At 53.8% G+C, this 22,307-nt stretch carries 22 protein-coding genes and 1 pseudogene; 12 read left to right on the forward strand and 11 right to left on the reverse strand.

Features of this window, described 5'->3' with window-relative positions; all coding sequences use genetic code 11:
• Nucleotides 1–154: 154 nt before the first annotated feature.
• Nucleotides 155–277 (reverse strand): annotated as a pseudogene (locus GOX21_RS19230) (IS6 family transposase); the annotation flags it as partial.
• Nucleotides 278–1,132: 855 nt separating this feature from the next.
• On the opposite strand from GOX21_RS19230, the gene GOX21_RS19235 reads away from it, so the two are divergent.
• Nucleotides 1,133–1,828, forward strand: coding sequence for a hypothetical protein (locus GOX21_RS19235; protein ID WP_170351218.1), 696 nt, complete (start codon nt 1,133–1,135; stop codon nt 1,826–1,828).
• Between the two features lie 411 nt (nt 1,829–2,239).
• On the opposite strand, the gene GOX21_RS19240 is transcribed toward GOX21_RS19235, so the two are convergent.
• Nucleotides 2,240–3,154: a LysR substrate-binding domain-containing protein gene (locus tag GOX21_RS19240; RefSeq protein ID WP_170379528.1), complete on the reverse strand. Its 915-nt coding sequence runs from the start codon at nt 3,152–3,154 to the stop codon at nt 2,240–2,242.
• Between the two features lie 180 nt (nt 3,155–3,334).
• Here GOX21_RS19240 and ugpB point away from each other — a divergent pair, with 180 nt between their 5' ends.
• From ugpB to GOX21_RS19270, 6 genes are all read left to right on the forward strand, one after another.
• Nucleotides 3,335–4,645, forward strand: coding sequence for a sn-glycerol-3-phosphate ABC transporter substrate-binding protein UgpB (ugpB, locus tag GOX21_RS19245; RefSeq protein WP_170351216.1), 1,311 nt, complete (start codon nt 3,335–3,337; stop codon nt 4,643–4,645).
• 61 nt (nt 4,646–4,706) lie between these two features.
• Nucleotides 4,707–5,588, forward strand: a complete 882-nt coding sequence (gene ugpA / locus GOX21_RS19250) for a sn-glycerol-3-phosphate ABC transporter permease UgpA (protein ID WP_170351215.1) — start codon at nt 4,707–4,709, stop codon at nt 5,586–5,588.
• Nucleotides 5,589–5,608: 20 nt separating this feature from the next.
• Complete coding sequence (ugpE, locus tag GOX21_RS19255; protein ID WP_170351276.1) at nt 5,609–6,445, forward strand: sn-glycerol-3-phosphate ABC transporter permease UgpE; 837 nt, start codon at nt 5,609–5,611, stop codon at nt 6,443–6,445.
• Between the two features lie 3 nt (nt 6,446–6,448).
• On the forward strand, nt 6,449–7,504 hold the full coding sequence (gene ugpC / locus GOX21_RS19260) for a sn-glycerol-3-phosphate ABC transporter ATP-binding protein UgpC (protein ID WP_170379526.1): 1,056 nt from the start codon (nt 6,449–6,451) through the stop codon (nt 7,502–7,504).
• A complete protein-coding gene (locus tag GOX21_RS19265) occupies nt 7,504–8,451 on the forward strand; it encodes a glycerophosphodiester phosphodiesterase family protein (RefSeq protein ID WP_170379524.1) in 948 nt (315 codons plus the stop codon). Before ugpC ends, GOX21_RS19265 begins: the two co-directional genes overlap by 1 nt.
• A 207-nt stretch (nt 8,452–8,658) precedes the next feature.
• Nucleotides 8,659–9,009, forward strand: a complete 351-nt coding sequence (locus GOX21_RS19270; protein ID WP_170379522.1) for an NUDIX hydrolase — start codon at nt 8,659–8,661, stop codon at nt 9,007–9,009.
• Between the two features lie 5 nt (nt 9,010–9,014).
• On the opposite strand, the gene acdA is transcribed toward GOX21_RS19270, so the two are convergent.
• On the reverse strand, nt 9,015–10,220 hold the full coding sequence (gene acdA, locus GOX21_RS19275) for a 3-sulfinopropanoyl-CoA desulfinase (RefSeq protein WP_170379520.1): 1,206 nt from the start codon (nt 10,218–10,220) through the stop codon (nt 9,015–9,017).
• On the opposite strand from acdA, the gene GOX21_RS19280 reads away from it, so the two are divergent.
• Nucleotides 10,220–11,203: a LysR family transcriptional regulator gene (locus tag GOX21_RS19280; protein WP_170379518.1), complete on the forward strand. Its 984-nt coding sequence runs from the start codon at nt 10,220–10,222 to the stop codon at nt 11,201–11,203. The genes acdA and GOX21_RS19280 overlap by 1 nt on opposite strands.
• Nucleotides 11,204–11,424: 221 nt before the next feature.
• Here the strand turns inward: GOX21_RS19280 and GOX21_RS19285 are convergent.
• The 4 genes from GOX21_RS19285 to GOX21_RS19300 form a co-directional block, all read right to left on the reverse strand.
• Nucleotides 11,425–12,107, reverse strand: a protein-coding gene (locus tag GOX21_RS19285) for an IS6 family transposase (RefSeq protein ID WP_254428624.1) whose coding sequence is annotated in 2 segments (ribosomal slippage) — nt 11,425–11,729 and nt 11,729–12,107 — 684 coding nt in all. Because the reading frame shifts where the segments join, the coding sequence is not laid out codon by codon here.
• Nucleotides 12,108–12,337: 230 nt separating this feature from the next.
• On the reverse strand, nt 12,338–12,763 hold the full coding sequence (locus GOX21_RS19290) for a DUF4178 domain-containing protein (RefSeq protein WP_170379534.1): 426 nt from the start codon (nt 12,761–12,763) through the stop codon (nt 12,338–12,340).
• Nucleotides 12,764–12,949, reverse strand: a complete 186-nt coding sequence (locus tag GOX21_RS19295; RefSeq protein WP_170379516.1) for a hypothetical protein — start codon at nt 12,947–12,949, stop codon at nt 12,764–12,766.
• 50 nt (nt 12,950–12,999) lie between these two features.
• The gene (locus GOX21_RS19300) at nt 13,000–13,683 is read right to left on the reverse strand and encodes a DnaA N-terminal domain-containing protein (RefSeq protein ID WP_170379514.1); all 684 of its coding nucleotides are present in this window, start codon (nt 13,681–13,683) and stop codon (nt 13,000–13,002) included.
• Nucleotides 13,684–14,149: 466 nt separating this feature from the next.
• Here GOX21_RS19300 and GOX21_RS19305 point away from each other — a divergent pair, with 466 nt between their 5' ends.
• Entirely contained in the window at nt 14,150–15,457 is a 1,308-nt protein-coding gene (locus GOX21_RS19305; protein WP_170379512.1) for an AAA family ATPase, read from the forward strand.
• Nucleotides 15,454–16,560, forward strand: coding sequence for a ParB/RepB/Spo0J family partition protein (locus GOX21_RS19310; RefSeq protein WP_170379511.1), 1,107 nt, complete (start codon nt 15,454–15,456; stop codon nt 16,558–16,560). Before GOX21_RS19305 ends, GOX21_RS19310 begins: the two co-directional genes overlap by 4 nt.
• Before the next feature lie 65 nt (nt 16,561–16,625).
• Here the strand turns inward: GOX21_RS19310 and GOX21_RS21555 are convergent, their stop codons facing one another.
• From GOX21_RS21555 to GOX21_RS19325, 4 genes are all read right to left on the reverse strand, one after another.
• The gene (locus GOX21_RS21555; RefSeq protein WP_254428625.1) at nt 16,626–16,832 is read right to left on the reverse strand and encodes a hypothetical protein; all 207 of its coding nucleotides are present in this window, start codon (nt 16,830–16,832) and stop codon (nt 16,626–16,628) included.
• 239 nt (nt 16,833–17,071) lie between these two features.
• Nucleotides 17,072–17,281: a hypothetical protein gene (locus GOX21_RS21560; RefSeq protein WP_254428626.1), complete on the reverse strand. Its 210-nt coding sequence runs from the start codon at nt 17,279–17,281 to the stop codon at nt 17,072–17,074.
• Nucleotides 17,282–17,895: 614 nt separating this feature from the next.
• A complete protein-coding gene (gene betC / locus GOX21_RS19320; RefSeq protein ID WP_170379509.1) occupies nt 17,896–19,431 on the reverse strand; it encodes a choline-sulfatase in 1,536 nt (511 codons plus the stop codon).
• A gap of 76 nt (nt 19,432–19,507) precedes the next feature.
• Nucleotides 19,508–20,491 (reverse strand): Bug family tripartite tricarboxylate transporter substrate binding protein, encoded by a 984-nt coding sequence (locus tag GOX21_RS19325; RefSeq protein WP_170379507.1) that lies wholly within the window; start codon nt 20,489–20,491, stop codon nt 19,508–19,510.
• A 92-nt stretch (nt 20,492–20,583) separates the two neighbouring features.
• On the opposite strand from GOX21_RS19325, the gene GOX21_RS19330 reads away from it, so the two are divergent.
• The gene (locus GOX21_RS19330; protein WP_170379505.1) at nt 20,584–21,783 is read left to right on the forward strand and encodes an ROK family transcriptional regulator; all 1,200 of its coding nucleotides are present in this window, start codon (nt 20,584–20,586) and stop codon (nt 21,781–21,783) included.
• 2 nt (nt 21,784–21,785) lie between these two features.
• Nucleotides 21,786–22,301, forward strand: coding sequence for a tripartite tricarboxylate transporter TctB family protein (locus GOX21_RS19335; protein ID WP_170362600.1), 516 nt, complete (start codon nt 21,786–21,788; stop codon nt 22,299–22,301).
• The last annotated feature ends 6 nt before the right edge of the window (nt 22,302–22,307 follow it).

The raw sequence follows: 22,307 nt of genomic DNA on the forward strand, positions 1-22,307 counted from the left end.
GCCAGACTTCGGGTGTCAGATAACTCAGCCCATCCGGCACATCCAAACCTCGCCCCGACAGTGGCGCGGGTGAGGCCAGCACAAACCGCCGTTCCCCGAAACGGTTCTGTCGCAAATTCCTTTGAAGGACGATAAGGCAACGCAGGCGGGTTGATTATCTTACCAGTTGAACAAACTGCTGAAACAGGGAGAGTCCGGGTGTGAATTGACCTTTGCGGATCATGTTGACCAGCTCGATGCCAGCCAGGGCAGATGCAGCTGAATCGAAAGACTCAAACGATTATCAAGGCCTTCCTGAAAAGTGGCGGTCAGACGGAACGCGAAGCGACGGACTTCGCTGGAATCTTCGCCGATACGGCAGCTGAGCACGCCAAATCTGCGAGTTAATCGACCTTAACTTTCATTAGGCAGGTCATGAGCGTTGGTATCGTTCATAGCTTTTGAGCGGACATTCGTTCGAGGCGCAGCATCCGGCAGATTGTGCTCTTTCCAGACCTCGGATGCACCGCACTATCTGACTCGTGGAAAACCATCCGCACCAACAAGGCGGTCCTTAGCTACCGTTTAGTGGTGTTGCTCAATGCTGCGCCAGCAACCCACATTGCCGACCTTCGCTCTATATGCTCGAAATTGGTGGTCGCGAAACTCTAGACTGCGGGCTCACAGCGGACTTTGCAGTCGTTTTCGCGAGGCTATCGCCAGTTTCAGATGATGACACAGTCGCACATTCCCGTCAAAATAACATCGCGAATACCACGCAGGTAAAGACCACACGAATTCGTTTTGAAAAAGAGCTTTAAGCAAGGAAATTTCATGATTCACTATCGAAATTGCATTGCTTTTGTCGCAGTAATTCTTGGTATGGGCGCGCTACTTACCGCGTTATTTGGGGGAAGCCCAACTGCGTTAGTGATTGTCGCCGTTTCAGTTTTTGTGGCTTCTCTCGCGATCTCGAAAACCAACCCTCTGAACGGAGAAGCCGTCGACCGAACTTACTACACATCGGCTATATTGGGAGCTTGTCTCTATTTCTACGCGCAGTTTCTACGCGCAGTCAGTGGAGCGCACAGAGTTTCTCGGGTATCGAGACCTGGCCGAACTAAGATCTCAGCTAGAGGACTCTCAGTCGACCGTGGATCGGCTTGAGATCGATGTCGAAAATGGAACGGGCGCGGCCCGATTCATCCGAGAGAACGAAGAGCAGTCAGTTCGCGAGATTAGTCGTGAAATTGCCGAGTTTCGTTCGCTTCAAATCGAGTTGAACGCAGCAGAACTGGACGCATGCTTAATTGGAAGCGGCTTTAACTTTGGGGCTACCGACTTCGGCCTAGATGAGCCCTCTGGTGTTGATGCAATCATTGATGACCATCAAAAAGAAATGGAGCGCGTATTTGCTCAACAAATGTGCTCTGCAGCAAGAACGAGAATCGAACAAGAGCGGGCCATTTTTGTCGAAAACTATCCGCTGGCGACAAGGTTCGGCGATATCGAGCAAACCGTGCTGAAAGAGAGAGGAATATCCCAACGTTTGGTACAGCTCGGCGGGTATAGCGTGACGATAGGAACAGCGTCTGCGGTCTTTAGCGGCGAATTTTCTATGGCAGAGCACATCACTGCCCTTGAAGAGGCACAAACCGTCCTCAAACAAAAAATCGACGATGTTCGGTCCAAAAGCGGAGAAATTACCGACGAAATTGAGAAGGAGAAAGAGCGATCAGCTTCCACAATTGGACAGATCGCTCTCTTCATCTGGCCATACGTCTTGATTGCAGTGCTAGGTTTAAAGCTCTCTCGCGCGCCTAGAAAGAACACGCCTCAATTGGGTTAGCATCTTACTATCCGACCTCTTCTTGGGGGGATCGATCTGATATCCGCTTCATTGCTGTGTCTTCCGCAATCGCCTAAGAGCGGACGGGTATAGTCGGCCCATTGCCGACCTTGAGCGCTATGTTCGAATGCTGCGTTTGCAGCCCACATTACTGCCGTTCGCTGCACGGGCAATATACAGAGTGTTATGAACTCACCAAATGCGGGACGAAGCGGGCGCTAGAGTGTCCTAGGATTAGGAGCTAAATTATCCAAGCTCAACGGCAAAACTACTCGGTCTTTCGCCACTTTGACTAATAAGGCGAGGTCGATCTTGGGGGCTATTCCAAATGCTCAAGAATTGGTTTCAAGCTATGAAGATAGAAAATGTTCGGCCTGCAGGCAGCGAACGTTAGCGTTTACCGCCCTACAATCAGTGATGGATTTTACCTGCCTTGAACGGGGCTAGGCTCTCTTGGAACTGCTCGATGAACTCTAGCGTCACCAGTGACGGTTGCTTCAAAATCGGACGCACAAGGGAAAGCGTATGTGACAAGAGCGGTTTGAACGGTCGGTAGCTCAATCCCTTGTCTGCATATTGGACGGCGTCCAATTCGCTGACCACGGAAATCCCAACACCTTTTACAGCCAATTCACATGCCGCCGTGAACTGCCTGACTTCGATGTGGGAATTCAGTTTGACGTTGGCGCTTTGAAAAGCTTTTGAAAGCTGTACAAAAAAATTGCTGTCGCGCCGTGTGTGAATAATCTTGGCGGTTGCAAGATCCGTAGGTGTCACCTCGGAGAGGTGCTCCAATTCATGTCCGGTAGGAAACACGCAAACTGTACGGACATCGATGTCTCTGCTTTCGACGGCCGGATGCCCGTTAAAGTTATCTGTGATTCCGAAATCATATTGCTCACCGATCATCCACTCGAGAATACGTTCCGGTCTGTCAGGTTCGATCGTCATGGTTACACCTGGCCTATCTTGTAAAAACGTGGCGATGACGTTGGGAAGGTGACTGGTGGCGAACCCGGGCAAACATGCGATGCGGATGTGTCCCGCTTTGCGTTGGGTTATGTCTTGACTAACGTCCGAGATCTGCTTCATCAATTCCAAAACGCGCTCTACGCTGGGTTGCAGATAACGCACCTCCTGCGAAGGCACCAAGCGACCTTCCCTGCGATCAAAAAGTTGAAAGCCAAGCGATTTTTCCAGATCGGAAAGCAGTCGGCTGACCGCAGGTTGGCTTATCCCAAGATCCGTAGCTGCAGCAGTGACCGATCCGTTTGTGGAAACTGCCATGAGCGCCTCCAATTGGCGGATCCTCAAAGTTTGACTCATACTTTGATCCTGGTTCGTTGTTTGCTTAGCTGCTTTATAATGTAATGTTATGTTTTTCTCAAAAAATAAATGCTTGAATTATAAATTTGTAACGTTAACGTCGTGAAATCGTCATGTGTGCTGATTACGCGTTGCGGTCGGTATTCAACGAAGCATCAACACTGATGCATGGGAGGAATCATGAATAAGCAATTTCTCGGCGCTCTCGCCGTAACTACTGCGTTGTCCCCCGTGGCGGCGATGGCCCAAACTGAAGTTCAGTTCTGGCACGCCTTCACCGGCCGACTGGGTGAGCTTGTTAAAGCGCAGGTTGAAGAGTTCAACGCCGGCCAGGATGAGTTCGTCGTGGTAGAAAGCCACAAAGGCAATTACTCGGAAACTCTGAACGCGGGTATTGCGGCCTTCCGCGCCGGTGAGCAGCCCCACATTCTAATGGTTTTCGAAGTGGGCACGGCAACGATGATGTCGGCCGAAGGTGCGATCAAACCCGTCTATGAAGTGATGGCTGAAAGCGGTGCGTCGTTTGATCCTGACGCGTACATTGGCGCTGTCAAAGGGTACTATACTACAACGGACGGAGAAATGCTCTCACTGCCTTTCAACTCGTCCACACCGGTTCTGTGGGTCAATCGCGATGCCTTCGAAGCGGCGGGTGTTGATCCGGACACAGATCTATCGACCTGGGAAAAGGTTGGCGACGTACTTGAGCAGCTTAAGGCTGGCGGCGAGGACTGCCCGCTGGTGACTGCATGGCAAAGCTGGATTCACCTCGAGAACCTGTCGGCCTATCACGACGTTCCGTTCGCATCGCAGGACAACGGTTTTGCCGGTCTGGATACCGAGCTGATGCTGAACGGTCCGGCGCAGGTCGCACACCTGACAGCAATGGGTGACTGGGCCAAGGATGGCAAGTTCATCTATACCGGACGCAGAAATGAAGGTGGTGCAAACTTCCGGGCTGGCGAATGCGCATTGTTTACCGAAAGTTCGGCCGGTTACGCTGGCATCAGCTCCGAAGCCGAGTTCGAATTCGATGTTCGCCCGCTGCCCTATTGGGAAGGCGTCACAAGCGAGCCGCAGAACACCATTATCGGCGGTGCGTCCCTTTGGGTGATGGAAGGTCATGACGCCGAGGAATACAAAGGCGTCGGCGAATTCCTTAGCTTCCTGTCGTCTTCGGACGTTCAGGCGGCGTGGCACCAGAACACCGGTTATCTTCCGATCACGGCCGAAGCTGGTGAAGCCACGCGTGCCGCAGGCTTTTACGACGAAAACCCGGGAACCGATATCGCTGTGATCCAGATGACGGCGAAAGAGCCCACCGCAAATTCGAAAGGTCTGCGTCTGGGATCGTTTGATCAGATTCGCGGCATCATCGACGAAGAGCTTGAGGCCGTTTGGTCCGGCGAGAAAACCGCTCAGGAAGCGATGGACAGCGCGAAAGAGCGAGGTGACGCTCTGCTGCGCCGGTTCGAATCCGCCAATCAATAATTCGTAACTCGATGCGGGCCTGTTTCGGGCCCGCATTTTCTATATTCGGTGGATTATCGGGATGGAAAAACGCGTCACCTTTCGCGGCTGGCTGTTGCCATTGGCGCTAATCGCCCCGCAGGTCGTCATTTCCGCTGTATTTTTTTTCTATCCGGCGGGGCAGGCTGTTTGGCAATCTCTATTCATACCTGACCCCTTTGGGCTGTCGTCTCAGTTCGTGGGTCTCGGTAACTTTGAATTCCTGCTGAGCGATAAATTCTACCGAGCCTCTTTCGTGACGACAGCGGTGTTTTCAACGCTTGTCACTCTCTGCTCGATGATCCCGGCGTTGTTTCTGGCGGTCATCGCGGACCGCCTGATCAAAGGATCGGGCGTTTACCGGACGCTACTGATCTGGCCCTACGCCGTTGCCCCCGCTGTTGCAGGCGTGCTGTGGCTATTCATGTTCAACACACGCGTCGGCGTCGTCTCGTGGTACCTCGGCCAACTCGGCTATGACTGGAACCATGTCCTGAACGGAACCGAGGCCATGGGGCTGGTTGTTGTCGCCTCGGCCTGGGGGCGCATCAGCTATAACTTCCTGTTTTTCTTCGCGGCATTGCAGTCAGTTCCAAGGTCCGTGATTGAGGCCGCCGCGATCGACGGCGCGCGTTTCTGGCGCCGGTTCTTCACCATAGTGCTGCCGCTCTTGTCACCCACCGCGTTCTTCCTGCTGGTGGTTAATGTTGTCTACGCCTTCTTTGAAACCTTCGGCGTGATCCACACGATTACCGGTGGTGGACCACAACAGGCAACAACCATTCTGGTCTACAAGGTCTTCTCGGATGGGTTCGTGGGACAGGATCTGGGTTCGTCTTCGGCGCAATCGGTCATCCTGCTGATCGTCGTCGGCCTGCTGACGGTCATCCAATTCAAATACGTGGAAAAAAGGGTGCACTACTGATGGCAGCCCAACAACACGGAATGGTCGAAAAACGCGGAATGGGGATCTGGCTGACCCATGCCATGATGATCCTCGGGGTGTTGATCATTTTTTTCCCGATCTGGCTGGCCTTTGTCGCGTCGACCGTAACCCAACCGGAAATCGTGACACCGCCCATGCCGTTGGTGCCGGGTGATCAGTTCTGGGAAAACTACAAGGCCGCGCTGTTTTCCGGCGTGAATGTCCCGGTTGCAACGATGCTGTTCAACAGTTTGGTGATGGCCATCGGGATTGCCGTTGGCAAAATAATCATCTCGCTGCTGTCAGCCTTTGCGATTGTCTATTTCCGTTTTCCCGGGCGGACAACATTCTTTTGGCTGATCTTCCTGACGCTTATGCTACCGGTCGAGGTGCGTATCGTTCCAACGTTCGAAGTTGTTGCCGGGTTCGGTATGCTCAACAGCTATTACGGATTGATCTTCCCTCTTATCGCTTCGGCCACGGCAACATTTCTTTTCCGGCAGTTCTTTCTGACGATCCCGGATGAACTGGCCGAAGCTGCCCGCGTGGACGGGGCCCGGCCGATGCGGTTCTTCATCGATATCGTGGTGCCGATGAGCCGGACCAATATCGCAGCGTTGTTCGTGATCCTGTTCATCTATGGGTGGAACCAATATCTCTGGCCGCTTTTGATAACCACCGACCCTGAAATGAACACCATTGTGATGGGTATCAAACAGATGTTCCCTTCTGGCGATGATGTGGCCGAATGGCCAGTCATCATGGCCACATCCATTCTGGCGATGATCCCGCCAGTCATCGTGGTGGTGTCGATGCAAAAGCTCTTTGTCCGCGGCCTTGTCGATAGCGAGAAGTAAGAAATGGCAACATTAACCCTTGAGAACGTCAAAAAGAGCTTTGGCCCGACGGACGTCATCCATGGCATCGATATCGACATTGCGGATGGTGAGTTCATCGTAATCGTTGGCCCTTCGGGCTGCGGGAAGTCCACACTTCTGCGCATGGTTGCGGGCCTTGAAACCGTGACGGACGGTGAAGTTCGAATTGGCGAAGAACGGGCCAACGAGAAAGAGCCGATGGATCGCGACATCGCCATGGTGTTCCAGAACTATGCGCTTTATCCGCATATGTCGGTGCGTCAGAACATGGGTTACGGGCTGAAGATCGCCGGGTTGCCCAAAGATCAAATCGATCAAAAAGTGACCGAGGCAGCAAAGCTGTTGCAGTTGGAACCTTTGCTGGACCGCAAGCCCAGACAGCTATCAGGCGGTCAGCGTCAAAGGGTGGCGATGGGTCGGGCCATTGTCCGCGAGCCAGCAGTTTTCCTATTTGATGAGCCGCTTTCGAACCTAGATGCCAAGCTGCGGGTTCAGATGCGTCTGGAAATTCGCGAACTCCAGGAAAAGCTGGGGATCACGGCGCTCTATGTGACCCACGATCAAGTCGAAGCCATGACGATGGCCGACAGGATGATCGTGATGAATGGTGGCATCGCCGAGCAGATTGGAACGCCGTTAGAGGTCTACGAAACACCAAGAACTCTGTTCGCGGCACAGTTCATTGGCAGCCCTGCGATGAATATGTTTGACGCCCAGCGTGAAAACGGGACGATCAAGATCGGTGAAATTGCGGTCGGCCGATCTGCTGGTCCTGATACCGCGTTGAAGCTGGGGATACGCCCAGAGCATCTGCTGTTGGATGATAATGGTCCGCTGGAATCGGCGATTCAGATGGCAGAACCGTTAGGGGCCAACACTTTGTTGCACGGACAACTAGCGAGAGTCGGCGGATCGATCACGATAAGCCTTCCGGGAGTCCATCCGATCGAGGGCCGGCATCCGAACATGCGGTTCTCGGTCGCCCCAGAGCACATGCATCTGTTTGACCAATCAACCGGTGAAAGGCTGGGCGGTTAATGACGTTTCCTCAAGTCGAAGCCTTCCGTGGTGGCGAAAACCTGATCCGGATCGTGGGCCATCGAGGGGCAAGAGGCGTTTTGCCCGAAAACAGCATGATTGGTTTTGATTTCTCGCTGTCTATCGGTGTCCCGCTTCTTGAGTTTGATGTTGTCCTGACGGCGGATGACGTGCCGGTCATAACCCATAATCATCGTCTGCACGCCCCGAGCTTTCGCGGCGCAGATGGCCTGTTTCTGACCGGGGAGGAACCGAAGGTTTCGTCACTGACTTTCGAAAAGATTCAGCAATTCGATATTGGACGGTTAGACGGGCATTCTGCCTATGGCCAACGCTTTCCAGACCAGGCCCAATTGGAAGGCGTTCGAGTCCCAAGGCTGATGGACTTGCTAGATTTGGTAAGTGAACCAAAATACGGCGATGCCTATCTGATGCTCGAACTGAAGTCGGATCCTGACGTGGCCCATGATCCGCTTCATAGGGAGAACTTTGTCGGGCGAGTTCTACAGGAAGTTCGCGGCAAAGGTCTTTCGTCGCGCGCGGTACTGCACAGTTTTGACTGGAACCTTCTGGAGGAATGTCAGCGAAAAGCTCCTGATATGCCGTCTTCTTACCTTACACAGCTTCCAGATAACGCGGATGATGTTGGGGAGGATTCCTCGAAAGCGGTTTGCCCTGACTTTCGTGGTCGTTGTGATGAAATTCCCGATTTGGTAAAGCAAGCTGGCGGTTCCCTTTGGTGCCCGTACTACGCGGATGTAACGGCTGAAAATGTGGCGCGCGCAAAAGATCTGGGCCTATGTGTTGCCGTTTGGACGGTCAATGAGCACGAGGAAATAGACAGGATGATCGACCTGCGCGTGGATGCAATCGTATCTGATTACCCTGGGCGGGTTCAAAGGCATCTGTCGGATTTAGGCATGGGTTGGCATATCGACAACCAGTGAATTCTGCATTGCTAATTCGTGACGTTTTTTATGTTTCTTCCAGTCGCAATCGGAAAGGGTTGGTCACATCTTCACTTCAACCTCCTGTGTAGGGCGAGAAGCATAACGGCTCAGCGTACTAAACAAGCTGCAGCATTGCCTCTGCAATTGTTCGGCGGTCGCCCCAAAGTACTCCTTATCACGTTGCGTTACACAGGACGCTGGATCATGCCCAAGGGCTGGCCGATGGACGGTGAGCAAGACTGGCGCACGGTAGAAATTGAAGCGCTGGCGGAGGCTGGTGTGGAAGATACAGTTTCTCGCAAGCCGATCGGTGAGTTTGAGAACGCTAAGACTTTTAACGACGGTACCAGTGTACAAGTGAAAGCCACCGTCTACCCGCTCTACATCTATAAGGTGAAGCGCCGGTGGAAGGAAAGGCACGAAAGAAAAAGGCACTGGCTTTCACCGAAAGGAACTGCGAAAGCACTCAAACAGCCAGAGTTGGAAGACTTGCTCTTAGACCTAAAAAACAATCCAAGAAAGAACAGATCAATACGCGCAATCGCAGCGGCTTGAGGCTATCAACCCCTAGCCAGCTTCGCGTACCCGTCTCTGGTCTGTGGCGTTTTAATGCCCAACAAACTACCTGCGAGCTGTGTTTTCAGAATCTGCGCAGTTCCACCACCGATGGTAAACATGCGCACGTCGCGATACATGCGCTCGATTGGCTCCTGCGCGCCGTATCCGCGCGCACCAAATATCTGCAAGGAGTCGTTGACGACTTTGATCGCCTGTTCAGACGCAAAGGCTTTTGCCCTGGCTGCCATTGCCATGTCGGGAAACCCAGTCGAACCAAGGGATCCAGCGGCTTCATGCAACATCAGACGGGACGCATGGACCGCCGTGTCCATGTCTGCAAACATCCATTGAAGACCCTGAAACTCCTGCAACGGGCGGCCGAATTGATGACGCTCACGAAGGTATCTTTTTGAGTGCTCCAGCGCACCGGCTGCAATTCCAATGGCTACCGTTCCCGCCCCGACACGCTGGCTGTTATAAGCGGTCATCAGATCGGCAAAGCCACGTTTTATTCCCGATGGGGTGACCAGCGCGAAACGCTCATCAACTTCCAGATCGGTAAAACGAAGCTCAGTTTCGGGCATGCCGCACAGCCCCATGGTCCGTTCGCGACCGACCACATCGAACCCTTTGGGGGCGATACCGTTTTCAGGATCGTAGTGAACCAGAAAACCGGTGATCCCGAGATCGGTTCCGTCCTCATCCAGAACACGCGCAAAAATTAGGTAAAGCTTCGAAACGCCGCCGCCCGTGATCCAGTGTTTGCTGCCGTTGATCAGATATTTCCCGCCAACACGCCGGGCCGTTGTCTGCATCTCGGTCGCCGCGCTGCCGGCGTTGGGTTCAGTTATACAGATCGCGGGCTTGTCCCCGGACAGGACAAGCGGGGCCACAAAATCCCGTTGCTCATCTGTGCCATAGGCCATGATCGCGCTGATGCCGCCCATATTAGCCTCGACGACAATCCTGGCACTCAACGCGCAGGCCTTGGCGATTTCTTCGACGGCCAAAACCACGTCAAGGTATGAGGCGCCGAGCCCTCCGAACCTGGGCGGGATTGTCATGCCCATAAGCCCTGCGTCAGTCAGTTCACGTACATTTTCCCAACAATAGGTGCGAGTTTCGTCCCAGTGACCGGCCCGGTCCGCAAATCCTGGAGCAAGTTCGCGGGCGATTTCCTGATACGTCTTTGTTCCCTGGTCAAGCATTGGGTCATCCTCTCTATTCACAATTATGTGAGAGCTCGCATGTTATTTTCAATCGAATTTACTTTGCCTTTAAATTAAGATTTATTGAATTTATGCAGATTTCAGCTTTTGAAACACTGGTTGCGATTGCGCAGCACAGCTCATTTTCTCGAACCGCAGAAGTGCGCAACATGACACTGTCTGCTGTCAGCATGCAGATGAAATCGCTGGAAGAAGAGCTTGGCACAGCGTTGTTCGACCGCCGGTATCGGCCGCCCAAACTGACGCCTCTCGGAGTGAGGGTTGCTCAGGACGCCAAGACAATAGTTGATGCCTACTCAGTTCTGAAATCAAGATGTGTGCCTACCGATCAACTGACCGGAACGTACCGGGTCGGGTTTGTCCCTTCTGCTGCTGCTCGCATTCTGCCCCTGTTTCTTGGAACGGCAGAACAGCTGGCTCCAAAAGCAATGTTGAGAACCAGCACCGGATTGTCAGAGACTTTGTGCGAACAGGTCCGGAACGGTCAACTGGATGCCGCAATCGTAACTGAAATCGCAGACGCGACATTTGATCTTTGCTGCGAAACCGTGATCCGTGAGGAAATGGTGATCGCGGCACCGTTGGACAGCAAGGTAAAAGGACTAAGCGGACTTTCCGGATCACACCCTTTTTTGCATTTCATTCCGTCGTCGGGCATTGGCAAGCTGATCGCCCAATACCGTGATCAGATGCAATTGAAGTCGAAGGAAGTGATTATCCTTGATAGTATCGAAGCCATCGTAAACTGCGTTAAAAACGGCATCGGATACGCGCTTTTACCAAAAACAGACGTATTGCGGTATGGCGCTGAACAGGTTCTTGTCCTGCCGTGTAAGCCGCAACCGTTGTTTCGCAACATCTCACTGGTGACACGCGAAGACGCCCTGACTGAAATATGGCGCTCAAAGCTGAAAACATTGCTTGAGGCCAGCATAACCGGTCTGGAAAACGCGGAAATCTAAGTTGCTTAAATCGTTTGGTGGATCGCCCGCAACGCGGTCCATATCGGCACCAAACACCTGTACGGCCGCCAGACTTCGGGTGTCAGATAACTCAGCCCATCCGGCACATCCAAACCTCGCCCCGACAGTGGCACGGGTGAGGCCAGCACAAACCGCCGTTCCCCGAAACGGTTCTGTCGCAATTTCCTTTGAAGGACGAGAAGGCAACGCAGGCGGGTTGATTATCCTACCAGTTGAACAAACTGCTGAAACGGGGAGAGTTCGGGTGTGAATTGACCTTTGCGGATCATGTTGACCAACTCGATGCCAGCCAGGGCAGATGCAGCTGAATCGAAAGACCTGAAACCCAACATGGGCCTGATCCTACGTTTGATGAATCGATGTTCTTGTTCAATGATGTTGTTGAGATACTTCTGCCTCACCATCTCGATTGGTATCGGATCACCAAAGCCTTTCAGCATCTTGTTTATAGCTTTGATGCCAGCAGTGTTGGCGCCGCTTTTGTCGATGACAATCTTCCGTGCAAACCGTTCATCTCAAGCGCACAAGCGAAGAACTTCGTTGCAGCAGCTTTATTCCGGCGTTCGGATAGCATGAAATCCAGGGTTTTGCCGTGTTTGCCGATGGCGCCATAGAGGTAAACCCACTCACCCTTCACTTTAACATAGGTCTCATCCATGCGCCGCGAACGGTCGGTAGGACGCTTCTTGTGCCGCCAAGCATCAGCTACAAGACCGGCATATCGGCTCACCCAACGGTTCAGTGTCGCGTGATCCAGTTCAACGCCTCTTTCCGCCATGATTTCCTCCAGATCCCGATTTGACACGCCGTATCGGAGATAGAAGAAAACAGCGTACAAGATCACGTCCTTCGGAAAGTGCGCACCTTTGAATGAGATGGTCATGGTCTGCTCCTGTCTTATCTGAGCATGCGCTACCAAAACGACACTCAGTCTGACAGGTGGAACAAAGTTTGCGACAAAACCAACTTGCGCAACACCTTATAACTGTCCTGCGCATCCAGCCCTGATCCGCAAAATTTGCAGATTTGGACCATTACCCGACCACCGCCAAAAAACGTCCAGCCCGGCACCGCATGAGGTGCAATTGATCGAGGTAAGCTCGGGCGACCTTGTCATGTCTGCTGTATCTTTATGCCAAACGGATCGAACCACCGCCCCTGAAACCACATCGACCCTGCCCCCCAAAATTCGCCCGACAGCAATCTGTTGTCTTCGCCCGTGGCATTGGCGAAGTCATAAGTCTCACCCACTTGCAGTTCCTCGTCGACCTGCCCTCGCAGTGCAATACACTCGGCTTGTTCCACTTCGCTGACCGTGTAGGTGTTGTTTTCATACTCCAGCGTCTCGCCCGGTTTGAAAGGCGGTCGGAACTTTGGCATCCGTCTGTCGGAAATGCTAATCTGTTCGACCACGTCACCCTCATCCACCGAAACCCAGGAGATCGCGCCTTTCTGAGACGTCCCGCAGAACTCGTCCCAGAACCCGCGACCATAGGAATAGCGCGCGTGTCCAAAAATCTGGATCGCTTTTCGCCCCAGCTAGACCGTGTCCCCGATCCCGAACAGCAGCGGCGCGTCATGCATGACACCCTGATAGCCCGCAAGCGCAATATGGTCCCCTTTTAAAAACAGTGTCGAGCCACAGGATGAGCAGGTCACGACCTTGGCCGCGTCCAATAAGATCGGGCACAAAGACCCGCAATTGGGACAATTGAAATCTTTCATACCGTCAGGTCTTTCAAAGCAGTCGAAAATTCAAGCGACAGTAATCCTGTCTATTCAGCGGTTTCAAAGCGCAGACGGCGCACCGAGGGGTCAACCCGGCCGTAGGCAGCCAACAACTGCGCGGACCATTTTTGGGCGATGTAATCCGCCATGAATCGCGACGGTGCCAGCAGGGTGACGACCCCCCCTGCCCTCTCAGCCTCTGTCAGATGTTGGAACCAACTCGCCCATAGTTCAGGATCGCGACGGTGCAATATGGCTTGCACCTGCGTCCAGACCTCCTCGTCCGACGGTTCAAATGGTGCAGGCTTGACTTTGAAAGGGACGATATTTGTGTCCGGTTCGGAATCATCCGACATTCGGGCCTGAAAATCGGACCCGATGGTGGGCCAGATGTCCGAAGTATCAAGCATCACCTGCTTCAGGTCCAGCTCATACACCGCAACTCGCCCGCGCGCAGCGGCTCGCTTGACTGCAATCCAGCCCATCGACCGCAGTTTTGCCATTTCACGTTTCACCGTGCGTTCGTTTACGGACCACAGACGCGCGATCTCTTCCCGCCCGATCGACAACTCATTGTTGCGCCAGTTGTACCGGGTGGTGATCAAGGCAATGATGCGTAAAATGCTGCGCTGGCGATGTTTGTCGCCAGACAGGGCGTAAACTGTCAACGCTGATAGAATGTCGTATTTTATGGCAGGCGCATTTCGCCCTACCGGTTTTGCAACCTGCATTCCTATTCTCACCGCTCTGTCTGCCTCAGACGGGTTATACCGCCAATGATACGCTGTTTGCCAACGCTTTTCATCTTGATGACCTGATTAGCGTCCAAACCGACGATTCTGTCAAGCGGAGTCTGATCTTGGATCGCTGCGGCCCCCAATCCAATTCAAATTAAAAATGAAAATAGGTGAAGTATTGGTGATGGGGGGCATCCAAGGTGTCCCCTTAATATCTACTTTTGACCCCCTATATGGGGCATTTCAGTGCTTAGCGCCCCCCTAAATCTTGGATCGCTGCCCTGGAAACCATAGGGGTCGAATCGGATGCCAGTCGAATCGGATCATGCGGTGTAGCGCCTTGTTTTCTTACCCGTGGGTAAGATTGCGCTCTTATCATATTTTCTTTTGCGTAAAGCGCAAATCAAGCGTAAATAGTAAAAACGTATAAAATAGCGTCCAAAAGAATGAGACTTGAGGCATGTACACGCACGAAGACCTGAACGCATTGCGCAATCAGTCCCTCAAATTGCAGGGCTGGATCCGCCAACAGACCTTCAGCCCTGAGATGGAAAAGACCCTCCGCCGCTTTTCAAGCTGGGAGGTGTCCGAACTGATCTTTCGCGTCAACCAGTCGACCTTTCGCGGCAAGCTGGCGGCGGACCCGTCCCTGCCCAGTGGTGAGGTTGAGCCGGATGGCCGCCAGCGTTGGTTCAGCCTGGAAGAGGTGAACGAGCTGCGCCGCCGCCTTAAGGTGAACCGCAAATCCCTGATGCCACCCCGCCCCGTGGGCAAGCGCGCCATCCGTGCGGCGGTGGCCAATTTCAAGGGCGGCGCGGGCAAGTCGACCGTTGCTTTGCATTTGGCCCATGCCGCGGCGCTGGATGGGTACCGGGTGCTGGTGGTGGATTTCGACCCGCAGGCAACGCTGAGCCACTCGATGGGTTTGACCGACGTGACCGAAGATTTCACCGTCTGGGGCATCATGGCCCGAGATTTGATCCGCGAGACTGAGCGGATGAACAACCGCCCTGCTGCCGCCGAATCCGGCACCACCCTGCCCCGCCGTGAATTGCCACCCTCGATTACCGATATGGGGCTGGGCGATTTGCGCATTGCGGATTTCATCAAGCAAAGCTCTTGGTCGACTATTGACGTCATCCCGTCCTGTGCCAACGCCGCCTTCGTTGAATTTGCTTCCGCGCAGTATCGGCACCTGAACCCCGAGTGGTCTTTCTTTGCCGCCGTATCGCGATATCTGGATCAGATCCCGGATGATGCATACGACCTGATTCTATTCGATTGCCCCCCGGCGATTGGGTACCAATCCATGAACGCCGTTTTTGCAGCTGACATGCTCTATGTCCCCTCTGGTCCCGGCTACTGGGAATATGACTCGACCACATCGTTCATCGGTCAACTGGCCGAGGCGTTGGAAGACCTCGCTTATGGTTTCGACAAGACCTTACCCACGGGTAAGATCGGCTTGCCCAAAACCTTTTGTGAGCTGCGCTTTCTGCTGACACGTTACGAGCCGGGCAATGCCCTGCACCTGGCGATGTTCGATGCGTTTAGGAAAGTGTTTGGTGACCACGTGGCCGAACACCCGGTTGAGATGACCCGCGCAGTCGAGCAATCCGGCCGCTTCTTAAGTTCTGTCTATGAGATGGATTACCGAGAGATGACGCGCGAAACCTGGCGTCGCGCGCGCTCGACCTTTGACAATGTATATGAAGAATTCCGGGACGTGATGATATCGGCCTGGGAAAAGCTGGAGGATGACGCATGAGCCGTAAACGCAGAATGTTTGACATCGACATGCCGGCCATGGATGACATTCCGGTCGGCAAGGTTCCGGACAAGGTGCTGGAAAAGCGGCGCGGACCGATGGCCACCGCAATATCGGAAAACGCGGACGCTTTGCGCGACCAGCAATCGACCGAAGAAACCATTCGTGCCGAAAATGATCGTCTGGCGCATGAGCTGGTCCGGTTGCGGTCGGATGGCTTGGTGACCGAACATGTAGTCTTGTCAGATGTGGTCACCGAAAAACTGACCCGTGACCGCAAGCCCGGCCCCGATCCGGAGTTGGAGGAATTGAAGGCCTCGATCCGGGATATCGGATTGTCAAATCCCATCCGGTTGGAACGCCGTGCGGATGGCCGGTTCGACCTTATACAGGGCATGCGCCGCCTGTCGGCCTATCGCGCGTTGCATGAGGAAACGGGGGATGAGCTTTATGCGCGTATTCCAGCGGGTATCTCTGAAGCGGCAGACCTGAACGACAGCTACCGTCGCATGGTAGATGAAAACTTGATCCGCAAAGATATCTCGTTTGCTGAGATGGGTGCATTGGCCAGAGCGTATGCCGAAGACCCGTCAAACGATTGTGCTGACGTAGACAAGGCCGTTGCGGTCCTGTTCAAATCCGCCAGCTATACCAAGCGCAGCTATATTCGCGCGTTCGCCAGTTTGCTGATGATGCTGGACAAGGTGCTGATGCACCCCAATGAAATTCCGCGTAATTTGGGGGTCGAATTAAAGCGAAAATTTGACGCCAATCCCGGATTGGTTCGACAGGTCAGCACCGCAATCATGAGCGAACCGGATCGCGACGGCCCGCGCGAAATTGCCATTTTGCGGACTTTTATAGAAGCAGATAGCACCGCGACGAAAAAGCCGGAACCGTCAGGTGCTGGTAAAACGCGCCGGGCCAAAACCACATTTCAGGTGTCGGGGCGGGCAGGGGTCGCGAAATGCTCGGCCTCGAGCGGGCGGATCGAACTGCGCTATGATCTGGACTTTACGCGGGTTGATCGGGCCAAGCTGGAACAAGCGATTGCAACCTTGATCGACGATTTGCAGGAAGAAGATGATCTTACCCACGGGTAAGGTTCACACCTGAATTCTTGGGCAAGTAAACGCCGGGTCGAAACCCGGCGTTTCTTTTTGACGTATCACGCCAACAGATCTGTTGCCAGGTTTTCCGCAGTGTCTACATCATCATAGTATTTCTGAGCCTGAGCCTGAGCCTGAGCCTGAGCCTGAGCCTGAGCCTGAGCCTGAGCCACGGACCGGCGTAAGGACTGCCGCATGGCGGCCTGGATCGGCGCGCCGTCCAGCGCGACCTGGGTCAGAAAGCCCGAGCGCAGCCGGTGGGGCAAGGCGCACCCCCCAGACAGCCCGGCCAACGCCAGTCGGTGTTTGACGTTCTACGCGATCGCATCCGGGGAGAGCCGGCGTTTCAAAACCCGGTCAGCCTAAGAGACGGGCCGTAACAAATGGCCGACGGCTGTTCGGGAATGTCGCGTGTGATCTGACGGTCGGATTGTGGGGCAGGGGGCCGGACAGCGGCGCGGCGCGCTTTGCCGCGCTCCTGATTCATCTGGGTATGATCGAGTATTTAGGCTAGCGCCGTGGCGTTGCTTTCTGACCAGTCCAGCACGGTGCCGAAGCGGGCCGCATTCCAGGCGGTGATGTAAAGTAAGTCCCGCTCATAAACCCGCAACGTGTTGGATAGAGTTTCGCGAACATAGAGAGCGTTCAGCGTCTCCTGATCTGCAGGTGACAGAGCAGGGGAGGAGGCAGGGAGATAGGACGCGGGGTCTGTCATGGGTGTATTCAGATCTCATTTCCGGACAAAAAAATATCAATCCCGAAAAGGGGTACTCATCGAGTTTGGCGGTCGGATTATGGTTAAGTAAAAGTAATGAGCAAAAACATTAAATTTTGCGTATAAAGCGACCGTGAGGTAATCCAGGCTATAAGAATAGTGATACTGCTGAACCTACTATGAAAGGAAACCCAAGGCTTTGGTGGGGGCTCTGTTGCAAATTTTTCGCGATCAACGCCCAGACGATCCGTGCCATTTTGTTAGCCAGTGCTTCCCTAACCAACAGGGATGACTTGCGCTCCAACATTCTTGCGGGCCAGGAATCCGGGACGACGCATTTATGTTCTGCCCATCTAACCACGACGCGGACGCCAATAATAAAGAGGCGTGGCAACGTCCGGTTTCGGCCACCGGAAAGCAAAGTGTAATTTGGGCTGATCTGTGACAGTTAGCCCTGATGTCCTTTTAAAGGATCAACGGATTGTCTTCGATATCTACGGTGGCCAGCGCGTTCCATTTCAATTGGCTCGGTCGGAATTTTGGTCCGAAGGCAGATGCGACGCAAAAGAACCCCGCAGTGCATGCGCCAACAAGGGTGTAGTCATGCGGTGCATTTACGCCTGATCTGGCTTTGCCGGAGCCACGTAAGGTAGACGCGCCCGCGCCTTGGTGTCTGCCGCCCCTGCATTGCGGATGTAGCGTTCACCATCATCGTGGCGAACTGTATGAACATATGTCGGATCCCCACCCGTCACGTTGTGAATTGCAAGCCTGCGAACCTGGCTGGCGCGAATGGTTGTTTTTAATTCCTCCGGATTCCAACCGTCGAACAAGATAGCCTCAAGCTCGGCCCGGATCTCGGTGCAGTCACGATCGTTCGCGCGGTTTCTCACCTCGGTGGGATCTTCGTCGATATTATAGAGCAATGTGTCTTCACCTTCGAGCCACATGAGCTTCCACGGCCCTTTTTTAACCATTCGGCTGGGCCCGGTTGAACCATCGGCCGCAAACTCCGAGATCGCGACATCCGACAGTGTAGATGTGTCTCCGTTCAGGGCAGGGACCAGGGATTGGCCATCTATGGGCGACGCAAAATCCTGGAACGCGCCGTCAGCGGCAAGGTCTGTGAGTGTTGGTAGAAGATCGATCAGTGAGATATTTTTTTTCACCCGCGCTGGTTTGAACCGATTTGGCGCGTAGACGATGAAAGGTACACTGGCGGCCCATTCAAAAAAGTGTTGTTTGAACCACATGCCACGCTCACCCATCATCTCACCATGATCGGCGGTCAGGATAATGATGGTGTTTTCCATCTGACCCGTCTTTTCTAGAACTCCCACAAGGTGGCCGACTTTATCATCGATATACGAGATCATGCCGTAATACCCATGGCGCGCCATTCGACGATCTTCGGGGGTGACGGTAAATTCGTGGCGCGACTGGCAATAATGTAAGTTGCGGCTGAGGTGATCCATCTCGTTTAGCTTAAGTGGTGGCACTGCTGGATACTCGATCTCATCATGGTCGTAGAGATCCCAGTATTCCTGTCCGATCACGAACGGGGAGTGGGGTGAGGTAAAGGAAACGGTCAACATAAAGGGCCGGTCATCGCCCGTGCGCGCCAGGTCATACAGCGCCTGAATGCCGTGATATTCGACCTCGTCATCGTAATCCATCTGCATGGTGCGCACTGCCGGGCCGCTTTCCAGAATGGGTGCCATGGTCAGGTTCGTGGGCTTGTATTCACGCCCTTTGGACCAATCCACGGTCCAGGCAAAGTTCGCCGGGTAGATTTCTGTCGTATGGCGTTTGTCATATCCATGCAGCTGATCGGGGCCGACAAAGTGCATCTTGCCCGACATTTCAACCCGGTAATCCATGCTGCGCAAGTAATGGGCAAATGTTGGAATATCGGCGTGGAATTCGCTGGCATTGTCATACATGCCAATGGAGAAGGGCAGCTTTCCGGCATGCATCGACGCGCGGGACGGACCGCACATGGGCAAGTTACAATAGCAGTTGTCAAACACGACACCTGCCTGCGCAAGGCGGTCGATGTTTGGCGCTTTCACCGTCTTGTTTCCGTATGTTTTCAACGCATTTGCTGCAAGCTGGTCGGCCTGAATAAAGAGGATGTTCGGACGTGCCATTGTGGGTTCCCAAATGTGAAAGAAAATTGTCCCGGGCGGCCAAGGGGAGGAGCGGCCGCCCGGGACGCCGAGCTGCTTATTGAATTACCATTCCCAGCTTTTCGGCGGTGTCACTGAAGGTTTTGACCTGACCCTCGACAAACGATTTTGTTTCGTCTGGCGACAGAACAATAGGGACCGAGCCCAGCTTTTCAGTCGTATCAATCCAGCTTGCATCGGCGGAAATCGCGCCCAGCACTTCGACCCATTTTGCGACAACGTCCTCCGGCAGATCTTTTGGGCCCCATACGCCTGTCCAACCGACGACATTTTCCAGATTTGGATGACCAAGCTCCTGCGCGGTCGGGGTGTCTGGTATGGCTGAGAACCGTTCAGGCGTGGTGGTCAGCAATGGGCGAATTTGATCGCTCTCAATTGCGCCGGACAGACCTGAAAGGTTGTGAAAGATCAAATCGGCGTGCCCGCCGACAACGGCAGCGGTCGCCTTTCCGCCCCCTTTGAAGGGCACATGGATCAGGGCTTCGGAATCCACCCCAAGATCATCCAGCATGATCAGCATGGCCATATGCAACAAAGTGCCAACTCCGGCAGACGCATAAGAAAGGCGCTCGCCCCCCTCGATTGCTGCTTTCAGTTCGTCAAAGTTCTGGTACGGCGAGTCTGCACTTACGCCCAAGACAAACGGGTTCTTTTCAATCAGGCCGAGAAAGGTAAAGTCGTCCCACTTGTACGGTATTGTGCGGTTGATCGCAGGAACCGTGGCCTGAGAGCCCACTCGCGCCATAAGCAAAGTGTAGCCGTCCGGGCGTGATTTTGCGACCTGAGTCGAGCCAACGACTCCGCCAGCGCCGGTTTTGTTGACGACCAGAATGTTCTCACCCAGATACTCGGGGGCTTCTGTACTCATAGTGCGGGCGGCCAGATCAGCGGCACCGCCGGGGCCGTACGGAACGACCAAAGTTACTGGCTTGCTTGGATATTCCTGCGCAGATGCCACAGTTGGGATTGCGAGCAGGGCAAGGCAGCTCAGCGTAGCGACTACTGTATTTTTCAGTTTCATTTTATAGCGTCTCCCTGAATCGAATGAATTCACCTTAATAAATTACTTGCAGTAAGTAAATAATTAAGTCAATATGAAATGGGAGGCTCAAAATGGCAGGTTCATCACTGGAAGAAATCGGGCGCGGAAACCGGCAAAGGGTTCTGAGTGAGATATTGGGGTCTGGTACAATTTCCCGGTCGCAAATTGCCGAAAAGTTGGAATTGAACGCGGCAAGCGTGTCCCGGATCACGCGCGAACTTATCGAGGCGCGTTTGGTGCAGGAAGTCGGCGACGCCAAATCAGAGGGGCGGCGGGGCCCGCGCACCAAGAGACTGTCTGTAGACCGCACTGGTGGATACGTTATCGGAATAGGTATCAACGCCTATCAGCAGGTCGTTACACTGGCAGATCTTTCAAACAACAGAATTGCGTCCTGGGATGCTGGTGGTGAAGGCCTGTCCGAAGGCGAAGGCTTTCTGAAGACATGCTGTGATCAGGCCCGAAAGCTCATTGAACATCATGTTCCTGACAGAGACAGGTTGTTTGGTGTTGGGCTTACGATTGCAGGAAATCTGGACAAGGCGCGTGGCACCGTCATTTCGGCCCCGACACTTGGGTGGGATGACGAAGTGGGTGTTCGGGATCTGGTCCAGAAAGAGCTTGGAGTTCCGGTTGCGCTGGAAACACCGAGCGCTGCAATCTGTCAATCCGAGGCTGCATTTGGGGCCGCACGCAACATTGAAAACGTGGTAGTGATCTACTGCGCGCTTGGCTTTGGTGTCGGACTTCAGATCAATGGGCAGCCCTATAGTGGGATCAGTCGGGTTGGTGGTGTTCTGACCGAAGCTAAGACCACCGACGGGTTGGGGTCCAATCTGCCCGTGACGTTGTCAGATTTGTGCGGCGGGAAAGCGCTGTTGCAGAAATTGCTTTCTTCGGACGTTTTCAATGCGCTTTCCGATCGGGACCGGGCGCGAAAAATCTGGGAGGTCGTCTCGGGCGCGGACGAAACGGACGGCGATTACAGATCGGTTTTGGAAGAATTTGGCGCACGGACAGCGAACTGCTTTTCGCTAAGTTTAACGGTTTTGCAGCCAGAACTGGTGTTGCTTGCAGGGCCGCTGGCCCAATCGCCCATCTACCTTGAAGCGTTTCGAAAGCAGATCGACACCCTCAAGTCGGATCTGCAGCAACCAATCAAGATCAAGTCCAGCGAGATGACGCATATGGGCGCGGCTCGGCTGTTATCGCTCAGCGAAAACATCGCAAACGCTGAGTTGGATTTGAATTTGCTGAAGGGAGGAAACTGACCGTGGAGCCATCAAAACGGAGAGATTTTTTCGCGGGAGCACTGTTCCTAGTCCTTGGGATTCTGACAATCGTAATACTCATACCGTCAGGAGTGGATTCTCCGGGCAATGTCGAGATCTCGGCGTTGTCACCCGAGTTCTGGCCTCGCGTCATTGCTTTCGCCGTTGTGTTTGTCGCGCTGAGTTTGGTGGCGGAATCATACTTCCTCAAAACACCCGAGGTGGATGCGGATGAGGACGCGGAAGCAGATGCAATCTACAAGTTGGAGACGCTGCCGGGAACGCTACGAACGGTAATTCTGATCTTTGCACTTTTCCTGTTTTACTTTGCGCTTACGACGCTGGGCGTGGTTGCCAGCTCGATTGTTTTGATGCTTGCCATGATGCTCTTTTTTGGTGAGCGAAAATGGTACTACATCGTTCCAATCAGCATCCTTCTTCCTATCCTTCTTTATCTGTTCTTTTTGCACGTCGCAGGTGTGCCAATGCCCCTTGGCATATTCGAAACGTTTAGCTGAGTAGGA

Origin of the sequence: Ruegeria atlantica (assembly GCF_013032005.1) — a bacterium.
Lineage (GTDB): Bacteria > Pseudomonadota > Alphaproteobacteria > Rhodobacterales > Rhodobacteraceae > Ruegeria > Ruegeria atlantica_A.

Bases quoted from the DNA above. Each gene is read 5' to 3' on its own strand.
- GOX21_RS19240 (WP_170379528.1), bottom strand. From the start codon at position 3,154: ATGAGTCAAACTTTGAGGATCCGCCAATTGGAGGCGCTCATGGCAGTT.
- ugpB (WP_170351216.1), top strand. From the start codon at position 3,335: ATGAATAAGCAATTTCTCGGCGCTCTCGCCGTAACTACTGCGTTGTCC.
- ugpA (WP_170351215.1), top strand. From the start codon at position 4,707: ATGGAAAAACGCGTCACCTTTCGCGGCTGGCTGTTGCCATTGGCGCTA.
- ugpE (WP_170351276.1), top strand. From the start codon at position 5,609: ATGGTCGAAAAACGCGGAATGGGGATCTGGCTGACCCATGCCATGATG.
- ugpC (WP_170379526.1), top strand. From the start codon at position 6,449: ATGGCAACATTAACCCTTGAGAACGTCAAAAAGAGCTTTGGCCCGACG.
- GOX21_RS19265 (WP_170379524.1), top strand. From the start codon at position 7,504: ATGACGTTTCCTCAAGTCGAAGCCTTCCGTGGTGGCGAAAACCTGATC.
- GOX21_RS19270 (WP_170379522.1), top strand. From the start codon at position 8,659: ATGCCCAAGGGCTGGCCGATGGACGGTGAGCAAGACTGGCGCACGGTA.
- acdA (WP_170379520.1), bottom strand. From the start codon at position 10,220: ATGCTTGACCAGGGAACAAAGACGTATCAGGAAATCGCCCGCGAACTT.
- GOX21_RS19295 (WP_170379516.1), bottom strand. From the start codon at position 12,949: ATGAAAGATTTCAATTGTCCCAATTGCGGGTCTTTGTGCCCGATCTTA.
- GOX21_RS19300 (WP_170379514.1), bottom strand. From the start codon at position 13,683: ATGCAGGTTGCAAAACCGGTAGGGCGAAATGCGCCTGCCATAAAATAC.
- GOX21_RS19305 (WP_170379512.1), top strand. From the start codon at position 14,150: ATGTACACGCACGAAGACCTGAACGCATTGCGCAATCAGTCCCTCAAA.
- GOX21_RS19310 (WP_170379511.1), top strand. From the start codon at position 15,454: ATGAGCCGTAAACGCAGAATGTTTGACATCGACATGCCGGCCATGGAT.
- GOX21_RS21560 (WP_254428626.1), bottom strand. From the start codon at position 17,281: ATGACAGACCCCGCGTCCTATCTCCCTGCCTCCTCCCCTGCTCTGTCA.
- betC (WP_170379509.1), bottom strand. From the start codon at position 19,431: ATGGCACGTCCGAACATCCTCTTTATTCAGGCCGACCAGCTTGCAGCA.
- GOX21_RS19325 (WP_170379507.1), bottom strand. From the start codon at position 20,491: ATGAAACTGAAAAATACAGTAGTCGCTACGCTGAGCTGCCTTGCCCTG.
- GOX21_RS19330 (WP_170379505.1), top strand. From the start codon at position 20,584: ATGGCAGGTTCATCACTGGAAGAAATCGGGCGCGGAAACCGGCAAAGG.